Genomic DNA, 15,024 nt, shown 5'->3' with positions numbered 1-15,024 from the left:
ACGCAGGGGGTCGCGGGTTCGAGTCCCGTCCGTTCCGCCACTTATTAAGACATTAAGCCTGCCTCACTGGCAGGCTTAATGGCAAAAAACTTTAGGGGCGTAGCTCAGTTGGTAGAGCACCGGTCTCCAAAACCGGGTGTCGCGAGTTCGAGTCTCTCCGCCCCTGCCATATCGAATCCTTTGCTTCGGCAAAGGATTTTTTTTGCCTGAAATACAACGGCACACCTGAATTTTCAGCCAGCTTCCCTGCTGGCTGATGCATCATTCCATAATATTGATTTTTAAGAGATCTTTTATCTGCGACTGCTTATCGCTGTTTTGTAGCCAAATCGCATACAGCGGGCGCGAAATGGTGGTGGAATCTATCACGGTATGTAGCCCCGCTTTAGTATCTGCCCAACGGGCGGGTAACCAGGTGCAACCCTTCAACAAGGGAAGTTGCTGACAGGCAATCTCGGCAGAACTGGTGGTTAACTGTGGAACATCATCTGGGGCTATCAATCCCGCCTCATGCTGCTGAAAATCAGGACCCCACTCCAGGCGCAAATAGGTCAGATCGGCTTTCATCATTGAAGGTTCAGAAGCATAAAGTGCCAGACCAAACTGCCCTACGATCTGGCTGCTAAATTCGTCCATCTTGGGGGCTTCGGTCGTGATAAGAAGATCAAGCTGGCGCTCATGAAGTTGCTTAACCAGGGACTGGCGTTGCGCAATTCTGGCTTCAAATTGCAAATGTTCATGAGAACGATATAGCCGGGTAAGCCACTGACTTAGCATACATTCCCACAGTGACGCGCTGGCCCCTATCGAGAACTCATTGTGCCTCGACGTATGGGCAACCTCTTTACGTGCTGCCTGCCAGGTATTCATCAACGTTTCCGCATAGGGGAGCAGTTTCTCACCGGCAGGCGTTAAACGTATGTTGTTGCGGTGGCGGGTAAAAAGATTCACACCCAGTTGATTTTCCAGCTGTCGAATACGAAAACTGACCGCTGACTGCGTCAGGTAAAGGGCTTCAGCTGCTCGCCCAAAGTGGCGTGTTCTGCTCACTTCGAGGAAAGTTTTTAGCAATTCCGTATCCACATCTTTCTCCGCAAAATAATTTGTCGTTATGATTTAAATGTTTTGTTTTACACTCTGTCAAGCGTAACTAATACTCCGCGCCATAAATAGCTCGGCCAAAGAATTAGGAGCGTGTAGGATGGCGGAAAGCTTTACGACGACTAATCGTTTTTTCGACAATAAACATTATCCGCGCGGGTTCTCTCGTCACGGCGATTTCACCATCAAAGAGGCGCAGCTGCTTGAGCGTCATGGTTATGCCTTCAACGAGCTGGATCTGGGTAAGCGTGAGCCCGCAACTGAAGATGAAAAGCAGTTTGTCTTAGTGTGCCGTGGCGAGCGTGAGCCACAGTCTGAAGCAGAACGTGTATGGATCAAGTACATGGCGCGCATTAAGCGTCCAAAACGCTTCCATACGCTCTCCGGCGGTAAGCCGCAGATGGAAGGCGCAGAAGACTACACTGAGTCTGATGACTAAGATGATGAGAAGGGGCTACGGCCCCTTTTTTACGCCAGCAACTTCTGCAGATGGAGCAGCAAACGATCGATAGCGCGGTAGCTCAGCGCCTCCTGCAAGTGTTTCCTCTGAATGTCACTACAACCCTCCACGTCAGCAATGGTTCTGGCCACTTTCAGCAAACGCTGCCACGCGCGTATAGAAAGACCAAAACGCGTCAAGGTTTCCTCCAGCCAAACCGCATCCTCCATGTTAAGAGAACAAAACTGCCGGATCCCGGCATTATCCAGCCGTGCATTCAGCCTGTTCTGACGGGCATATTGTCGCGTCTGGGCAGCAATGACCCGCTCGCGTACATCTGCTGAGCTTTCACCCGTGATGCCTTTTTGCCTGAGCAGGCCCGGCGGGGGAAGGGGGATTTCGAGGGATAAATCGAAACGGTCGAGAAACGGGCCGGATAACTTTCCCAGATAGCGCAACGTCTGCTCAGGCGTACAGCGGTTATGGTTGCCCTGATAATGACCCGTAGGGCTGGGATTCATCGCAGCGACCAGCTGAAACTGCGCGGGATAGCTTATTTTGGCTCGCGTGCGTGAGATGTGTATCTCTCCAGATTCAATGGGTTCTCTCAGGGCATCCAGGACGCGGCGCTCAAACTCAGGCAGCTCGTCGAGAAACAGAATGCCATTGTGCGCCAGTGAGATTTCACCCGGCCCGGGAATAGACCCACCGCCGACCATCGCCGTCAGTGAGGCGCTATGATGAGGTGAACGAAAAGGGCGACGGCGCCACTGTTTTTGCAACGAGGTAGAACTTATAAGGCTATAAATGGCGGCACTTTCCAGCGCTTCATGATTATTGAGCGGTGGCAGCAAGCCACTCAGCCTGCTCGCCAGCATCGTTTTACCCGTACCAGGCGGGCCGATCAAAAGAAGATTGTGTCCACCTGCGGCCGTAATCTCCAGCGCCCGTTTCCCTTGCTCCTGTCCCATAATCTCGCTGAGATCCTCTGGGGTATCGGCTATAACATTGTCACACTCTTCCGGCTCGGACAGTTCATGGCGCCCTTCCAGCCAGGCGCAAACTTCCTGTAAATGCCCTGCGACAAGACACCCCTTCTCGGCGATAAGACTCACTTCTGATGCATTTTCATTCGCGACAATGATTTGCCGCCCTGCGCGTATAGCTTCCAGCGCGCCCGATATCGCACCGGGAACGCCCCTTAACGCGCCTGTGAGCGCGAGTTCTCCCACAAACTCGTACGAGCCTAGCCTGGTCGTATTAAGCTGCTCAGAGGCCGCGAGAAGCGCAATCGCGATAGGTAAATCATATCGCCCCCCCTCTTTGGGCAGATCGGCGGGAGCCAGGTTGATGGTGATCTTCTTCGCGGGGAAGGTATAACCGCTATTTATTATTGCGCTGCGAACGCGATCCCGGGCTTCTTTAACCGTCGTTTCAGGTAGCCCGACGAGCGTGAGCCCGGGTAGCCCATTACTCAGATGAACCTCTACAGAAATAAGCGGTGCCTTCACCCCGAGAGCCGCACGCGTATAAACAACTGACAGTGACATTTGCACTACCTCCTGGTACGACTATGCCAGTGCCTCTTTTGTCTGTTTAGCGTCATTTTGTGTATTTACGGCTCTTATTCAGAGATTTTAAGCGCACACTGAAATCATTACATACCCGTGGAAGACTTCTCGCAGAAGGTAAAAAGCGCCGTTTTGATGGTTAGCGCCGTCGTAAAAATATGAAAAATATTCATTCTTCAATTTCCCCATATAAAACAACGATTTTAAGAAATATGATTCGCGGCCTAACCAAATGCGTCATAAATAAATCTTGTGTTTGATTTAAAAACTGTGATACCTCTTTAGGTATTCCTTCGAACAAGATGCAAAAAGAACTGAAAATGACAGCCCTTCTACGAGTGATTAGCCTGGTCGTGATTAGCGTGGTGGTGATTATTATCCCACCGTGCGGGGCTGCACTTGGACGAGGAAAGGCTTAGAAATCAAGCCTTAACGAACTAAGACCCCCGCACCGAAAGGTCCGGGGGTTTTTTTATGACTAAAAAACGTAAACGAGGAGCAGGACATGAAGACTAGCATAAAATTCTGTTTCTCCAGATTTATGACGGGGAACTAACTATGAATGGGGCACAATGGGTTGTACATGCGTTGCGCGCGCAGGGAGTCGAGACCGTATTCGGTTATCCGGGTGGCGCGATCATGCCGATTTACGATGCACTGTATGACGGCGGCGTGGAACATCTCTTGTGCCGACACGAGCAGGGGGCAGCAATGGCCGCTATCGGCTATGCCCGCGCGACGGGTAAAACTGGCGTGTGCATGGCAACGTCAGGTCCGGGCGCAACGAACCTAATTACCGGCCTGGCTGATGCGCTGCTCGATTCCGTGCCCGTCGTGGCGATCACCGGTCAGGTGGCTTCCCCGTTCATTGGTACCGATGCTTTCCAGGAAGTGGACGTACTTGGTTTATCGCTGGCCTGCACCAAGCACAGCTTCCTTGTCCAGTCTCTGGATGAGCTGCCGCGCGTAATGGCCGAAGCGTTCGAAGTGGCGAGCTCGGGCCGCCCTGGCCCCGTTCTGGTGGATATCCCGAAAGATATCCAGGTTGCACTCGGCGAACTGGAACCGCACTTCTCCACCGTGGAAAGCGACGATGCGTTCCCGCATGCAGAGGTTGAAGAGGCGCGCCAGATGTTGGCGCAGGCGAAACAGCCGATGCTGTACGTCGGCGGGGGTGTCGGCATGGCGCAGGCCGTGCCTGCCCTGCGTGAATTTATCGCGGTAACGCAAATGCCTGCCACCTGCACGTTGAAAGGTCTTGGTGCGGTTGATGCAGACGACCCATACTATCTCGGCATGCTGGGGATGCACGGCACTAAAGCCGCAAACCTGGCGGTGCAAGAGTGCGATCTGCTCATCGCCGTGGGTGCGCGTTTTGACGACCGCGTTACCGGCAAACTGAATACCTTCGCGCCAAATGCCAAAGTTATCCATATGGATATCGACCCGGCGGAGATGAACAAACTGCGTCAGGCGCACGTCGCGCTGCAGGGCGATCTCAATACGCTGTTACCTGCACTGGCGCAGCCACTGGATATCAGCGCGTGGCGCCAGCACGCCGCAGAGATGCGCGCCGAACACGCCTGGCGTTACGACCATCCTGGCGATGCCATCTACGCGCCGCTGCTGCTGAAACAGTTGTCTGACCGTAAACCGGCTGATAGCGTCGTCACCACCGACGTAGGCCAGCACCAGATGTGGTCAGCCCAGCACATGACCTACACCCGTCCGGAAAACTTCATCACCTCCAGCGGCTTAGGCACCATGGGCTTTGGCCTGCCTGCCGCCGTGGGTGCGCAGGTGGCTCGCCCGAACGATACGGTTATCTGTATCTCCGGTGACGGCTCCTTCATGATGAACGTTCAGGAGCTGGGCACCGTTAAGCGCAAGCAGTTGCCGCTGAAAATCGTGTTGCTGGATAATCAGCGTTTAGGGATGGTTCGACAGTGGCAACAGCTGTTCTTCCAGGAGCGTTACAGCGAAACCACCCTGACCGATAACCCCGATTTCCTCACCCTGGCCAGCGCTTTCGGCATTCCTGGCCAGCACATCACCCGTAAAGACCAGGTTGAAGCGGCACTCGACACCATGCTGTCAAGCGAAGGGCCGTACCTGCTTCATGTCTCAATCGACGAGCTTGAGAACGTCTGGCCGTTGGTACCGCCCGGTGCCAGTAACTCACAAATGCTGGAGAAATTATCATGATGCAACATCAGGTCGCCGTGCAGGCTCGCTTCAACCCGGAAACCTTGGAACGCGTTTTGCGTGTGGTCCGTCATCGTGGTTTTCAGATTTGCTCTATGAATATGGAGACGGCCACCGACGCGCAGAACATCAGTATCGAATTAACCGTTGCCAGCCCGCGGCCGGTCGACTTACTGTTTAGTCAGTTATCAAAACTGGTAGACGTTGCCCATGTTGCCATCTGCCAGAGCACAACCACATCACAACAAATCCGCGCTTAAGCGTGACAGGACGAAAAAATGACGACAAAAAAAGCTGATTACATTTGGTTCAATGGTGAGATGGTTCGCTGGGAGGACGCGAAGGTCCACGTCATGTCCCACGCGCTGCACTACGGCACCTCCGTCTTTGAAGGTATCCGTTGCTACGATTCTCACAAAGGGCCAGTGGTGTTCCGCCATCGCGAACACATGCAGCGTTTGCATGATTCAGCCAAAATTTATCGTTTCCCGGTTTCACAGAGCGTTGATGAGCTGATGGAAGCCTGCCGCGAAGTCATTCGCAAGAATAACCTGACCAGCGCCTACATTCGTCCACTGGTCTTCGTGGGTGATGTCGGTATGGGCGTGAACCCGCCAGCCGGTTACAACACCGATGTGATCATTGCCGCGTTCCCGTGGGGGGCTTACCTCGGAGCAGAAGCCCTGGAGCAGGGGATCGACGCAATGGTTTCTTCCTGGAACCGCGTGGCGCCAAACACCATCCCGACCGCTGCTAAAGCGGGCGGTAACTACCTTTCCTCTTTGCTGGTCGGTAGCGAAGCGCGCCGTCACGGCTATCAGGAAGGTATCGCGCTGGACGTGAATGGCTACATCTCGGAAGGCGCAGGTGAAAACCTGTTTGAAGTTAAAGATGGCATCCTGTTCACGCCGCCATTCACATCTTCCGCGCTGCCGGGTATTACCCGTGACGCTATCATCAAACTGGCGAAAGACCTGGGTATCGAAGTGCGCGAGCAGGTGCTGTCCCGCGAATCCCTGTATCTGGCTGATGAAGTGTTCATGTCCGGTACGGCGGCTGAAATCACGCCGGTTCGTAGCGTAGACGGTATTCAGGTCGGCGAAGGCCGCTGTGGCCCGGTCACCAAACGCATCCAGCAAGCCTTCTTTGGCCTCTTTACTGGCGAAACAGAAGATAAATACGGCTGGTTGGATCAGGTTAATCACTAAATATAAATTTGGGACGGCACGCACCGTCCCATTGAATAGTCAGACGGGAGTAAATAAAGCATGCCTAAGTATCGTTCAGCCACCACCACCCACGGCCGTAACATGGCGGGTGCCCGCGCACTGTGGCGCGCCACCGGGATGACCGACGCCGATTTCGGCAAGCCAATTATCGCCGTGGTGAACTCCTTCACCCAGTTTGTGCCAGGCCATGTGCATCTGCGCGACCTCGGTAAACTGGTTGCCGAGCAAATCGAAGCTTCCGGCGGTGTGGCGAAAGAGTTCAACACCATCGCGGTGGATGACGGTATCGCAATGGGCCACGGGGGCATGCTCTATTCACTGCCGTCGCGTGAGCTGATCGCCGACTCGGTTGAGTACATGGTCAACGCCCACTGCGCCGATGCAATGGTCTGTATCTCCAACTGCGATAAAATCACCCCGGGGATGCTGATGGCCTCCCTGCGCCTGAACATTCCGGTGATCTTCGTCTCCGGCGGCCCAATGGAAGCCGGTAAAACCAAGCTGTCCGACAAAATCATCAAGCTCGACCTGGTCGATGCGATGATCCAGGGCGCGGATCCGAAAGTGTCTGACGAGCAGAGCGACCAGGTTGAACGCTCCGCGTGTCCGACCTGCGGCTCCTGTTCCGGGATGTTCACCGCCAACTCCATGAACTGTCTGACCGAAGCGCTGGGCCTGTCGCAGCCGGGTAACGGCTCGCTGCTGGCGACCCACGCCGATCGTAAACAGCTGTTCCTCAACGCCGGTAAACGCATCGTTGAGCTCACCAAACGCTACTACGAGCAGGATGATGCCAGTGCACTGCCGCGTAACATCGCCAGCAAAGCGGCGTTTGAAAATGCGATGACGCTGGATATCGCCATGGGCGGTTCCACCAATACCGTTCTGCACCTGCTGGCCGCCGCGCAGGAAGCCGAAATCGACTTCACCATGAGTGATATCGACAAGCTGTCCCGTAAAGTGCCGCAGCTGTGTAAAGTTGCGCCAAGCACCCAGAAATACCATATGGAAGATGTTCACCGTGCCGGTGGTGTAATCGGTATCCTGGGCGAGCTGGATCGCGCCGGGCTGCTGAACCGCGACGTGAAAAACGTGCTCGGCCTGACGCTGCCGGAGTCGCTGGACCAATACGACGTGATGCTGACCAAAGACGACGCGGTGAAAACGATGTTCCGCGCCGGTCCCGCCGGGATCCGTACCACGCAGGCGTTCTCGCAGGATTGCCGCTGGGATTCCCTGGATGACGATCGCGCCGAAGGCTGCATCCGTTCGCTGGAGCACGCCTACAGCAAGGACGGCGGTCTGGCCGTGCTGTACGGTAACTTCGCGGAAAACGGCTGCATCGTGAAAACGGCAGGCGTGGACGACAGCATCCTTAAATTCACCGGCCCGGCGAAAGTGTACGAAAGCCAGGATGAAGCGGTGGACGCCATCCTCGGTGGCAAAGTGGTAGAAGGCGACGTGGTTGTTATTCGCTATGAAGGGCCGAAAGGCGGGCCGGGCATGCAGGAAATGCTCTACCCAACCACCTTCCTGAAATCCATGGGTCTCGGCAAAGCCTGTGCGCTGATCACCGACGGCCGTTTCTCCGGCGGTACGTCCGGGCTCTCCATCGGCCACGTTTCACCGGAAGCGGCAAGCGGCGGCAACATCGCCATCATTGAAGACGGTGACCTGATCGAAATCGATATCCCGAATCGCGGCATTCAACTGAAGCTGAGCGACCAGGAAATTGCGGCCCGTCGTGAGGCACAAGAAGCGCGCGGCGATAAAGCCTGGACGCCGAAAGATCGTCAGCGTGAAGTCTCCTTCGCCCTGCGCGCATACGCGAGCCTTGCCACCAGTGCAGATAAAGGCGCGGTGCGCGATAAATCGAAACTTGGGGGCTAATGATGGCCGAGTCACAACCCTTATCCGCCGCCCCCGAGGGGGCGGAATATCTGAGAGCGGTGCTACGCGCACCGGTCTATGAAGCCGTGCAGGTCACGCCGATTCAGAAAATGGAAAAACTCTCTTCGCGCCTCGACAACGTGATCCTGGTGAAGCGCGAAGACCGCCAGCCGGTGCACAGCTTCAAGCTGCGCGGCGCCTACGCGATGATGGCCGGACTGACCGACGAGCAAAAAGCGCGCGGCGTCATTACCGCCTCGGCGGGCAACCATGCGCAGGGCGTGGCGTTCTCGTCTGCTCGTCTGGGGTTGAAAGCGCTAATCGTGATGCCGGTTGCTACCGCTGACATCAAAGTCGACGCGGTACGCGGTTTCGGCGGGGAAGTGCTGCTCCACGGCGCTAATTTTGATGAAGCCAAAGCCAAAGCCATTGAGCTGGCACAGCAGCAGGGCTTCACCTGGGTGCCGCCGTTCGATCACCCGATGGTCATTGCCGGACAAGGCACGCTGGCGCTTGAACTGCTGCAGCAGGATGCCCATCTCGACCGCGTCTTCGTTCCGGTGGGCGGCGGCGGGTTAGCGGCGGGTGTAGCCGTGCTGATCAAACAGCTGATGCCGCAGATCAAAGTCATCGCTGTTGAAGCGGAGGACTCTGCCTGCCTGAAAGCGGCGCTGGATGCCGGGCATCCGGTGGATCTGCCGCGCGTTGGGCTGTTTGCCGAGGGCGTGGCGGTAAAACGCATTGGCGATGAAACCTTCCGTCTCTGCCAGGAATACCTCGACGATATCGTCACGGTTGATAGCGATGCTATCTGCGCGGCAATGAAAGATCTGTTTGAGGATGTGCGTGCGGTCGCGGAGCCGTCCGGCGCGCTGGCCCTGGCGGGGATGAAAAAATACATCGCGCAGCACAACATCCGCGGCGAGCGCCTGGCGCATGTGCTTTCCGGCGCCAACGTGAACTTCCACGGCCTGCGCTACGTGTCCGAGCGCTGCGAGCTGGGTGAACAGCGTGAAGCATTGCTGGCGGTGACTATTCCGGAAGAGAAGGGGAGCTTCCTGAAGTTCTGCCAGCTGCTGGGCGGTCGTTCGGTGACGGAGTTCAACTACCGTTTCGCCGATGCCAAAGATGCCTGCATTTTCGTCGGCGTGCGTCTGAGCCGTGGCGTCGAGGAGCGTAAAGAGATCCTTAACCTCCTGCATGACGGTGGTTACAGCGTGGTGGACCTTTCAGACGACGAAATGGCTAAGCTGCACGTGCGCTATATGGTCGGCGGGCGTCCCTCGAAGCCGCTCAGGGAACGCCTGTTCAGCTTCGAATTCCCGGAATCACCGGGCGCGTTGCTCAAATTCCTGCACACGCTGGGCACGCACTGGAACATCTCCCTGTTCCATTACCGCAGCCACGGCACCGACTACGGCCGCGTGCTTGCGGCGTTTGAACTGGGTGAGCACGAGCCGGATTTTGAAACACGGCTGAACGAACTGGGCTATGAGTGTCACGACGAAACCCACAACCCCGCCTTCCGTTTCTTCCTGGCAGGATAAGCGGAGCGCAACCCGACTTCAATGGTTGGGCAATATCTTCCAGAACGCATCAATAAGCGGCTCATGCAGCCGCTTTTTTTGTGCGCACACGCCAAGCTCAAACGGCGTTTTCTCATCGCTGCGATCCAGAATCATCACGCGATTGCGCACCGGTTCCGGGCTATTTTCCAGCACCACTTCCGGCAATAGCGCCACGCCGCAGCCGAGCGCCACCATCGACACCATCGCCTCATGACCGCTGACCGTGGCGTAAATCAACGGGTTACTGATTTTTTGTCGGCGGAACCACAGCTCAATGCGACGGCGCACTGGCCCCTGGTCGGCCATGATAAACGGCACCGTGGACCAGTCCGGTTTTTCTACCGATACCTGGTTTCGCACCGGGCAGGGCAGCGCCGGGGCAATCAGTACCACCGCCAGATTTTCGAGCATTGAAAACGCTACCGCACCCGGGAGCGTTTCGGGTTTCCCTGCAATGGCGAGATCCGCTTCGCCCGTCACCACTTTTTCCATCGCGTCTGCCGCGTCGCCCGTGGTCAGCTTAATTTCAACCGATGGATGTGCCGCGCGGAAGCGATCAAGAATGGGCGGCAGATGGCTGTAGGCGGCGGTGACGGAGCAGAAAATATGCAGCTCGCCGGACAGCGACGGCCCCTGCTGGTCAATGGCGTGCCGTAGCTGCTGATACTGCAGCAACGTCTGCTGGGCAAAAAGGCGCAGTTCTTCACCCGCTTCCGTGAGCGTGACGGTGCGGTTATCGCGCACAAACAGCGGCTGGCCGAGGTCTTCCTCAAGGCGCTGTATCTGGCGCGAGAGCGTGGAGGGGCTGACGTGCATCGCCCGTGCGCTGCGGCCAAAGTGACGGCTTTCCGCCAGATGCAGAAACATTTTCAGATCGCGTAAATCCACCGATTCCACTCCCTCTTTTTATATTGCAAAAATTGCAATATGACGTTGTGAATATATCAATTTCCGCAATAAATTTCCTGTTGTAATGTGGTTCTATTCTCGCTGAAACGCGAACCGAACAATAAGACACACAACATCACGAGGTATCACCCATGGCTAACTACTTTAATACACTGAACTTGCGCCAGCAGCTGGCGCAGCTGGGCAAATGCCGCTTCATGGCGCGCGATGAATTTGCCGATGGCGCGAGCTACCTTCAGGGTAAAAAAGTGGTCATCGTCGGCTGTGGCGCACAGGGTCTGAACCAGGGCCTGAACATGCGTGACTCCGGTCTGGATATCTCTTACGCCCTGCGTAAAGAAGCGATTGCTGAAAAGCGTGCTTCCTGGCGCAAAGCGACCGAAAACGTCTTCAAAGTGGGGAGTTACGAAGAGCTGATCCCGCAGGCGGATCTGGTGGTTAACCTGACCCCGGACAAACAGCACTCTGACGTGGTGCGTTCCGTGCAGCCGCTGATGAAAGACGGTGCCGCGCTGGGTTACTCCCACGGCTTCAACATCGTTGAAGTGGGCGAGCAGATCCGCAAAGACATCACCGTAGTGATGGTGGCACCGAAGTGCCCGGGTACGGAAGTACGCGAAGAGTACAAACGTGGCTTCGGCGTGCCGACCCTGATCGCGGTTCACCCGGAAAACGATCCGAAAGGCGAAGGCATGGCGATTGCCAAAGCATGGGCAGCGGCGACCGGCGGCCACCGTGCGGGTGTGCTGGAATCGTCCTTCGTTGCCGAAGTGAAATCTGACCTGATGGGCGAGCAGACCATTCTGTGCGGTATGCTGCAGGCCGGTTCTCTGCTGTGCTTCGACAAGCTGGTGGAAGAAGGCACCGACCCGGCCTACGCGGAAAAACTGATCCAGTTCGGCTGGGAAACCATCACCGAAGCGCTGAAGCAGGGCGGTATTACGCTGATGATGGACCGTCTGTCCAACCCGGCAAAACTGCGTGCTTACGCGCTGTCTGAACAGCTGAAAACCATCATGGCACCGCTGTTCCAGAAACATATGGACGACATCATCTCCGGCGAATTCTCTTCCGGCATGATGGCGGACTGGGCGAACGACGATAAGAAACTGCTGACCTGGCGTGAAGAGACCGGCAAAACCGCGTTCGAAACGGCACCACAGTTTGAAGGCAAAATTGGCGAGCAGGAGTACTTCGATAAAGGCGTACTGATGATCGCCATGGTGAAGGCGGGTGTTGAGCTGGCGTTCGAAACCATGGTGGATTCAGGCATCATCGAAGAGTCTGCCTACTACGAATCTCTGCACGAACTGCCGCTGATCGCGAACACCATCGCCCGTAAGCGTCTGTACGAAATGAACGTGGTTATCTCAGATACCGCTGAATACGGTAACTACCTGTTCTCTTACGCCTGCGTACCGCTGCTGAAAGAGTTCATGACCACCCTGCAACCGGGCGATCTGGGCAAAGCGATTGCGGAAGGTGCGGTAGACAACGCGCAGCTGCGCGATGTGAATGAAGCGATTCGCAGCCACCAGATCGAGAAAGTGGGTCACAAACTGCGTGGCTACATGACCGATATGAAGCGTATCGCGGTAGCGGGTTAACAACCTCGTCGGGTGGCGCTTCGCTTACCCGACCTACAAACACGTAAAATGTAGGCCGGGTAAGGCGCAGCCGCCACCCGGCTTTTTATTTGCGATATAACACTTTAATGACGTGGTAGCCAAACTGCGTGTGCAGCGGACCCGTCGGCTCCAGCACCGGGCAGGAGAAGACCACTTTATCGAACGCCGGCACCATCTGGCCCTGACGGAATTCACCTAAATCGCCGCCACGTTTGCCTGAGGGACAAATTGAGTGCTTCTTAGCCAGCTTGCCGAAGTCGGCGCCGTTTTTGATCTGCTCCAGAAGATCCAGAGCCAGTTTTTCTTCTTTAACAAGAATATGCAGTGCTGCTGCTGTTTTTGCCATGATCGTGCCTTGAGTGGTATGGATTAGGCTCGCTATACTACCACGCTGTTATTCTCCCCTCCTGACTTTCATTGAGTGATCATTTATGCGTCTAAACCCCGGACAACAACAAGCCGTCGAATTTGTCACCGGACCCTGTCTGGTGCTGGCGGGAGCAGGATCCGGTAAAACGCGCGTCATCACCAATAAGATTGCGCACCTGATCCGTGGCTGTGGTTATCAGGCCCGTCACATTGCGGCGGTCACCTTTACCAACAAAGCGGCACGCGAAATGAAAGAACGTGTCGGCCAGACGCTGGGGCGCAAAGAGGCGCGCGGGCTGATGATCTCCACGTTCCACACGCTGGGGCTGGATATCATCAAACGTGAGTATGCCGCGCTGGGGATGAAATCCAACTTTTCGCTTTTCGATGACACCGACCAGGTGGCATTACTCAAAGAGCTCACTGAAGGGCTGATAGAAGATGACAAGGTGCTGTTGCAGCAGCTGATCTCGACGATCTCTAACTGGAAAAACGATCTGATGACCCCGGCCCAGGCTGCGGCGATCGCCAAAGGGGAACGGGATCGGATCTTCGCCCACTGTTATGGTCTGTACGATGCGCACATGAAAGCGTGTAATGTGCTGGACTTCGACGACCTGATCCTGCTGCCGACGCTGCTTTTACAGCGAAATGAAGAGGTGCGCGAGCGCTGGCAGAATAAAATCCGCTACCTGCTGGTGGATGAATATCAGGACACCAACACCAGCCAGTACGAGCTGGTAAAGCTTCTGGTGGGCCAGCGTGCCCGTTTCACCGTGGTAGGCGACGACGACCAGTCGATCTACTCCTGGCGCGGCGCGCGTCCGCAAAACCTGGTGCTGCTGAGTAAAGACTTCCCCGCGCTGCAGGTGATTAAGCTGGAGCAAAACTACCGCTCCTCCGGACGGATCCTGAAGGCGGCAAACATCCTGATTGCCAATAACCCGCACGTATTTGAGAAGCGCCTGTTCTCCGAGCTGGGCTACGGCACGGAGCTGAAAGTGCTCAGCGCCAACAATGAAGAACATGAAGCGGAGCGCGTGACGGGCGAACTGATTGCCCACCACTTCGTCAACAAAACCGAATATAAAGATTACGCGATCCTTTATCGCGGTAATCACCAGTCGCGCGTCTTTGAAAAGATGCTGATGCAGAACCGCATACCGTACAAAATCTCGGGCGGCACCTCGTTCTTCTCACGGCCTGAAATTAAAGATCTGCTGGCCTATCTGCGTGTGCTCACTAACCCGGATGACGACAGCGCGTTTCTGCGCATCGTGAATACGCCGAAGCGCGAAATCGGTCCGGCGACGCTGCAAAAGCTGGGTGAATGGGCGATGACCCGCAATAAAAGCCTGTTTACGGCCAGCTTCGATATGGGACTAAGCCAGACGCTGACCGGGCGCGGTTACGACTCGTTAACGCGATTCACCCACTGGCTTGGCGAAGTGCAGCGTCTTGCAGAGCGCGAGCCGGTGGCGGCGGTGCGCGATCTGATTCACGGTATTGATTACGAATCCTGGCTGTACGAAACCTCCGCCAGCCCGAAAGCGGCTGAGATGCGCATGAAAAACGTTAATCAGCTCTTCAGCTGGATGACCGAAATGCTGGAAGGCTCGGAAATCGATGAGCCGATGACCCTGACCCAGGTGGTCACCCGCTTTACCCTGCGCGACATGATGGAGCGCGGCGAGAGCGAAGAAGAGGCTGATCAGGTTCAGCTGATGACGCTGCATGCGTCAAAAGGGCTGGAGTTTCCGTATGTGTATCTGGTCGGCATGGAAGAGGGGTTGCTGCCCCATCAGAGCAGTATTGATGAAGACAACGTCGACGAGGAGCGGCGTCTGGCCTATGTGGGGATCACCCGTGCGCAGAAAGAGCTGACGTTCACGCTGTGTAAAGAGCGCCGCCAGTATGGTGAGCTTGTCCGCCCGGAGCCAAGCCGTTTTCTGCTGGAACTGCCGCAGGACGATCTGATTTGGGAACAAGAGCGCAAGGTGATTACCGCTGAAGAGCGGATGCACAAAGGCCAGGCGAACGTGGCAAACATTCGCGCCATGCTGGCAAAAGCCAAAGAGAAGGGATGAGTTTGAAGGGCTTGCAGGCCGGGTAAGC

General features: G+C 56.0%; 14 protein-coding genes and 1 tRNA gene. 11 read left to right on the top strand and 4 right to left on the bottom strand.

What is annotated here, in order from left to right; translation table 11 throughout:
- Positions 1-93 precede the first annotated feature (93 nt).
- Positions 94-169, top strand: a tRNA-Trp gene (locus L977_RS01040).
- 92 nt (positions 170-261) lie between these two features.
- Here the strand turns inward: L977_RS01040 and hdfR are convergent.
- The gene (hdfR, locus tag L977_RS01035) at positions 262-1,083 is read right to left on the bottom strand and encodes an HTH-type transcriptional regulator HdfR (protein WP_014885681.1); all 822 of its coding nucleotides are present in this window, start codon (positions 1,081-1,083) and stop codon (positions 262-264) included.
- Between the two features lie 118 nt (positions 1,084-1,201).
- Here hdfR and L977_RS01030 point away from each other — a divergent pair, with 118 nt between their 5' ends.
- Complete coding sequence (locus tag L977_RS01030) at positions 1,202-1,540, top strand: DUF413 domain-containing protein (RefSeq protein WP_014885680.1); 339 nt, start codon at positions 1,202-1,204, stop codon at positions 1,538-1,540.
- 29 nt (positions 1,541-1,569) lie between these two features.
- On the opposite strand, the gene L977_RS01025 is transcribed toward L977_RS01030, so the two are convergent.
- Complete coding sequence (locus L977_RS01025; RefSeq protein WP_023331589.1) at positions 1,570-3,090, bottom strand: YifB family Mg chelatase-like AAA ATPase; 1,521 nt, start codon at positions 3,088-3,090, stop codon at positions 1,570-1,572.
- A 341-nt stretch (positions 3,091-3,431) separates the two neighbouring features.
- On the opposite strand from L977_RS01025, the gene ilvL reads away from it, so the two are divergent.
- The 7 genes from ilvL (at position 3,432) to ilvA (ending at position 9,982) form a co-directional block, all read left to right on the top strand.
- The gene (ilvL, locus tag L977_RS23450) at positions 3,432-3,530 is read left to right on the top strand and encodes an ilv operon leader peptide (protein ID WP_001311244.1); all 99 of its coding nucleotides are present in this window, start codon (positions 3,432-3,434) and stop codon (positions 3,528-3,530) included.
- Between the two features lie 86 nt (positions 3,531-3,616).
- Positions 3,617-3,667 (top strand): peptide IlvX, encoded by a 51-nt coding sequence (ilvX, locus tag L977_RS25195; RefSeq protein WP_214602896.1) that lies wholly within the window; start codon positions 3,617-3,619, stop codon positions 3,665-3,667.
- A gap of 2 nt (positions 3,668-3,669) precedes the next feature.
- Positions 3,670-5,316 (top strand): acetolactate synthase 2 catalytic subunit, encoded by a 1,647-nt coding sequence (ilvG, locus tag L977_RS01020; RefSeq protein ID WP_045135411.1) that lies wholly within the window; start codon positions 3,670-3,672, stop codon positions 5,314-5,316.
- The gene (gene ilvM, locus L977_RS01015; protein ID WP_003860184.1) at positions 5,313-5,576 is read left to right on the top strand and encodes an acetolactate synthase 2 small subunit; all 264 of its coding nucleotides are present in this window, start codon (positions 5,313-5,315) and stop codon (positions 5,574-5,576) included. Before ilvG ends, ilvM begins: the two co-directional genes overlap by 4 nt.
- An 18-nt stretch (positions 5,577-5,594) precedes the next feature.
- Positions 5,595-6,524, top strand: a complete 930-nt coding sequence (gene ilvE / locus L977_RS01010; protein ID WP_014885677.1) for a branched-chain-amino-acid transaminase — start codon at positions 5,595-5,597, stop codon at positions 6,522-6,524.
- Positions 6,525-6,584: 60 nt separating this feature from the next.
- Positions 6,585-8,435: a dihydroxy-acid dehydratase gene (ilvD, locus tag L977_RS01005; RefSeq protein ID WP_014885676.1), complete on the top strand. Its 1,851-nt coding sequence runs from the start codon at positions 6,585-6,587 to the stop codon at positions 8,433-8,435.
- Between the two features lie 2 nt (positions 8,436-8,437).
- Complete coding sequence (gene ilvA, locus L977_RS01000) at positions 8,438-9,982, top strand: threonine ammonia-lyase, biosynthetic (protein ID WP_156118151.1); 1,545 nt, start codon at positions 8,438-8,440, stop codon at positions 9,980-9,982.
- 18 nt (positions 9,983-10,000) lie between these two features.
- Here the strand turns inward: ilvA and ilvY are convergent, their stop codons facing one another.
- On the bottom strand, positions 10,001-10,891 hold the full coding sequence (gene ilvY / locus L977_RS00995) for an HTH-type transcriptional activator IlvY (protein ID WP_014885674.1): 891 nt from the start codon (positions 10,889-10,891) through the stop codon (positions 10,001-10,003).
- Between the two features lie 152 nt (positions 10,892-11,043).
- Between ilvY and ilvC the strand changes: the two genes are divergently transcribed.
- Positions 11,044-12,519 carry a ketol-acid reductoisomerase gene (gene ilvC / locus L977_RS00990; RefSeq protein WP_047624346.1) on the top strand — a complete coding sequence of 492 codons (1,476 nt, stop codon included), beginning with the start codon at positions 11,044-11,046 and terminating at the stop codon, positions 12,517-12,519.
- Between the two features lie 85 nt (positions 12,520-12,604).
- Here ilvC and ppiC read toward each other — a convergent pair whose 3' ends face one another.
- Positions 12,605-12,886, bottom strand: a complete 282-nt coding sequence (gene ppiC / locus L977_RS00985) for a peptidylprolyl isomerase PpiC (protein ID WP_008501570.1) — start codon at positions 12,884-12,886, stop codon at positions 12,605-12,607.
- 85 nt (positions 12,887-12,971) lie between these two features.
- On the opposite strand from ppiC, the gene rep reads away from it, so the two are divergent.
- Positions 12,972-14,996, top strand: a complete 2,025-nt coding sequence (rep, locus tag L977_RS00980; protein WP_008501569.1) for a DNA helicase Rep — start codon at positions 12,972-12,974, stop codon at positions 14,994-14,996.
- The last annotated feature ends 28 nt before the right edge of the window (positions 14,997-15,024 follow it).

Source organism: Enterobacter sp. ZOR0014 (genome assembly GCF_000798855.1).
Classification (GTDB): Bacteria; Pseudomonadota; Gammaproteobacteria; order Enterobacterales; family Enterobacteriaceae; genus Enterobacter; species Enterobacter kobei.
This window is presented reverse-complemented; position numbering and strand designations above follow the sequence as displayed.

Coding starts and splice junctions, on each gene's coding strand:
- ppiC (WP_008501570.1), bottom strand. CDS start 12,886: ATGGCAAAAACAGCAGCAGCACTGCATATTCTTGTTAAAGAAGAAAAA.
- rep (WP_008501569.1), top strand. CDS start 12,972: ATGCGTCTAAACCCCGGACAACAACAAGCCGTCGAATTTGTCACCGGA.
- ilvA (WP_156118151.1), top strand. CDS start 8,438: ATGGCCGAGTCACAACCCTTATCCGCCGCCCCCGAGGGGGCGGAATAT.
- ilvM (WP_003860184.1), top strand. CDS start 5,313: ATGATGCAACATCAGGTCGCCGTGCAGGCTCGCTTCAACCCGGAAACC.
- ilvG (WP_045135411.1), top strand. CDS start 3,670: ATGAATGGGGCACAATGGGTTGTACATGCGTTGCGCGCGCAGGGAGTC.
- L977_RS01030 (WP_014885680.1), top strand. CDS start 1,202: ATGGCGGAAAGCTTTACGACGACTAATCGTTTTTTCGACAATAAACAT.
- L977_RS01025 (WP_023331589.1), bottom strand. CDS start 3,090: ATGTCACTGTCAGTTGTTTATACGCGTGCGGCTCTCGGGGTGAAGGCA.
- ilvL (WP_001311244.1), top strand. CDS start 3,432: ATGACAGCCCTTCTACGAGTGATTAGCCTGGTCGTGATTAGCGTGGTG.
- ilvE (WP_014885677.1), top strand. CDS start 5,595: ATGACGACAAAAAAAGCTGATTACATTTGGTTCAATGGTGAGATGGTT.
- ilvD (WP_014885676.1), top strand. CDS start 6,585: ATGCCTAAGTATCGTTCAGCCACCACCACCCACGGCCGTAACATGGCG.
- ilvC (WP_047624346.1), top strand. CDS start 11,044: ATGGCTAACTACTTTAATACACTGAACTTGCGCCAGCAGCTGGCGCAG.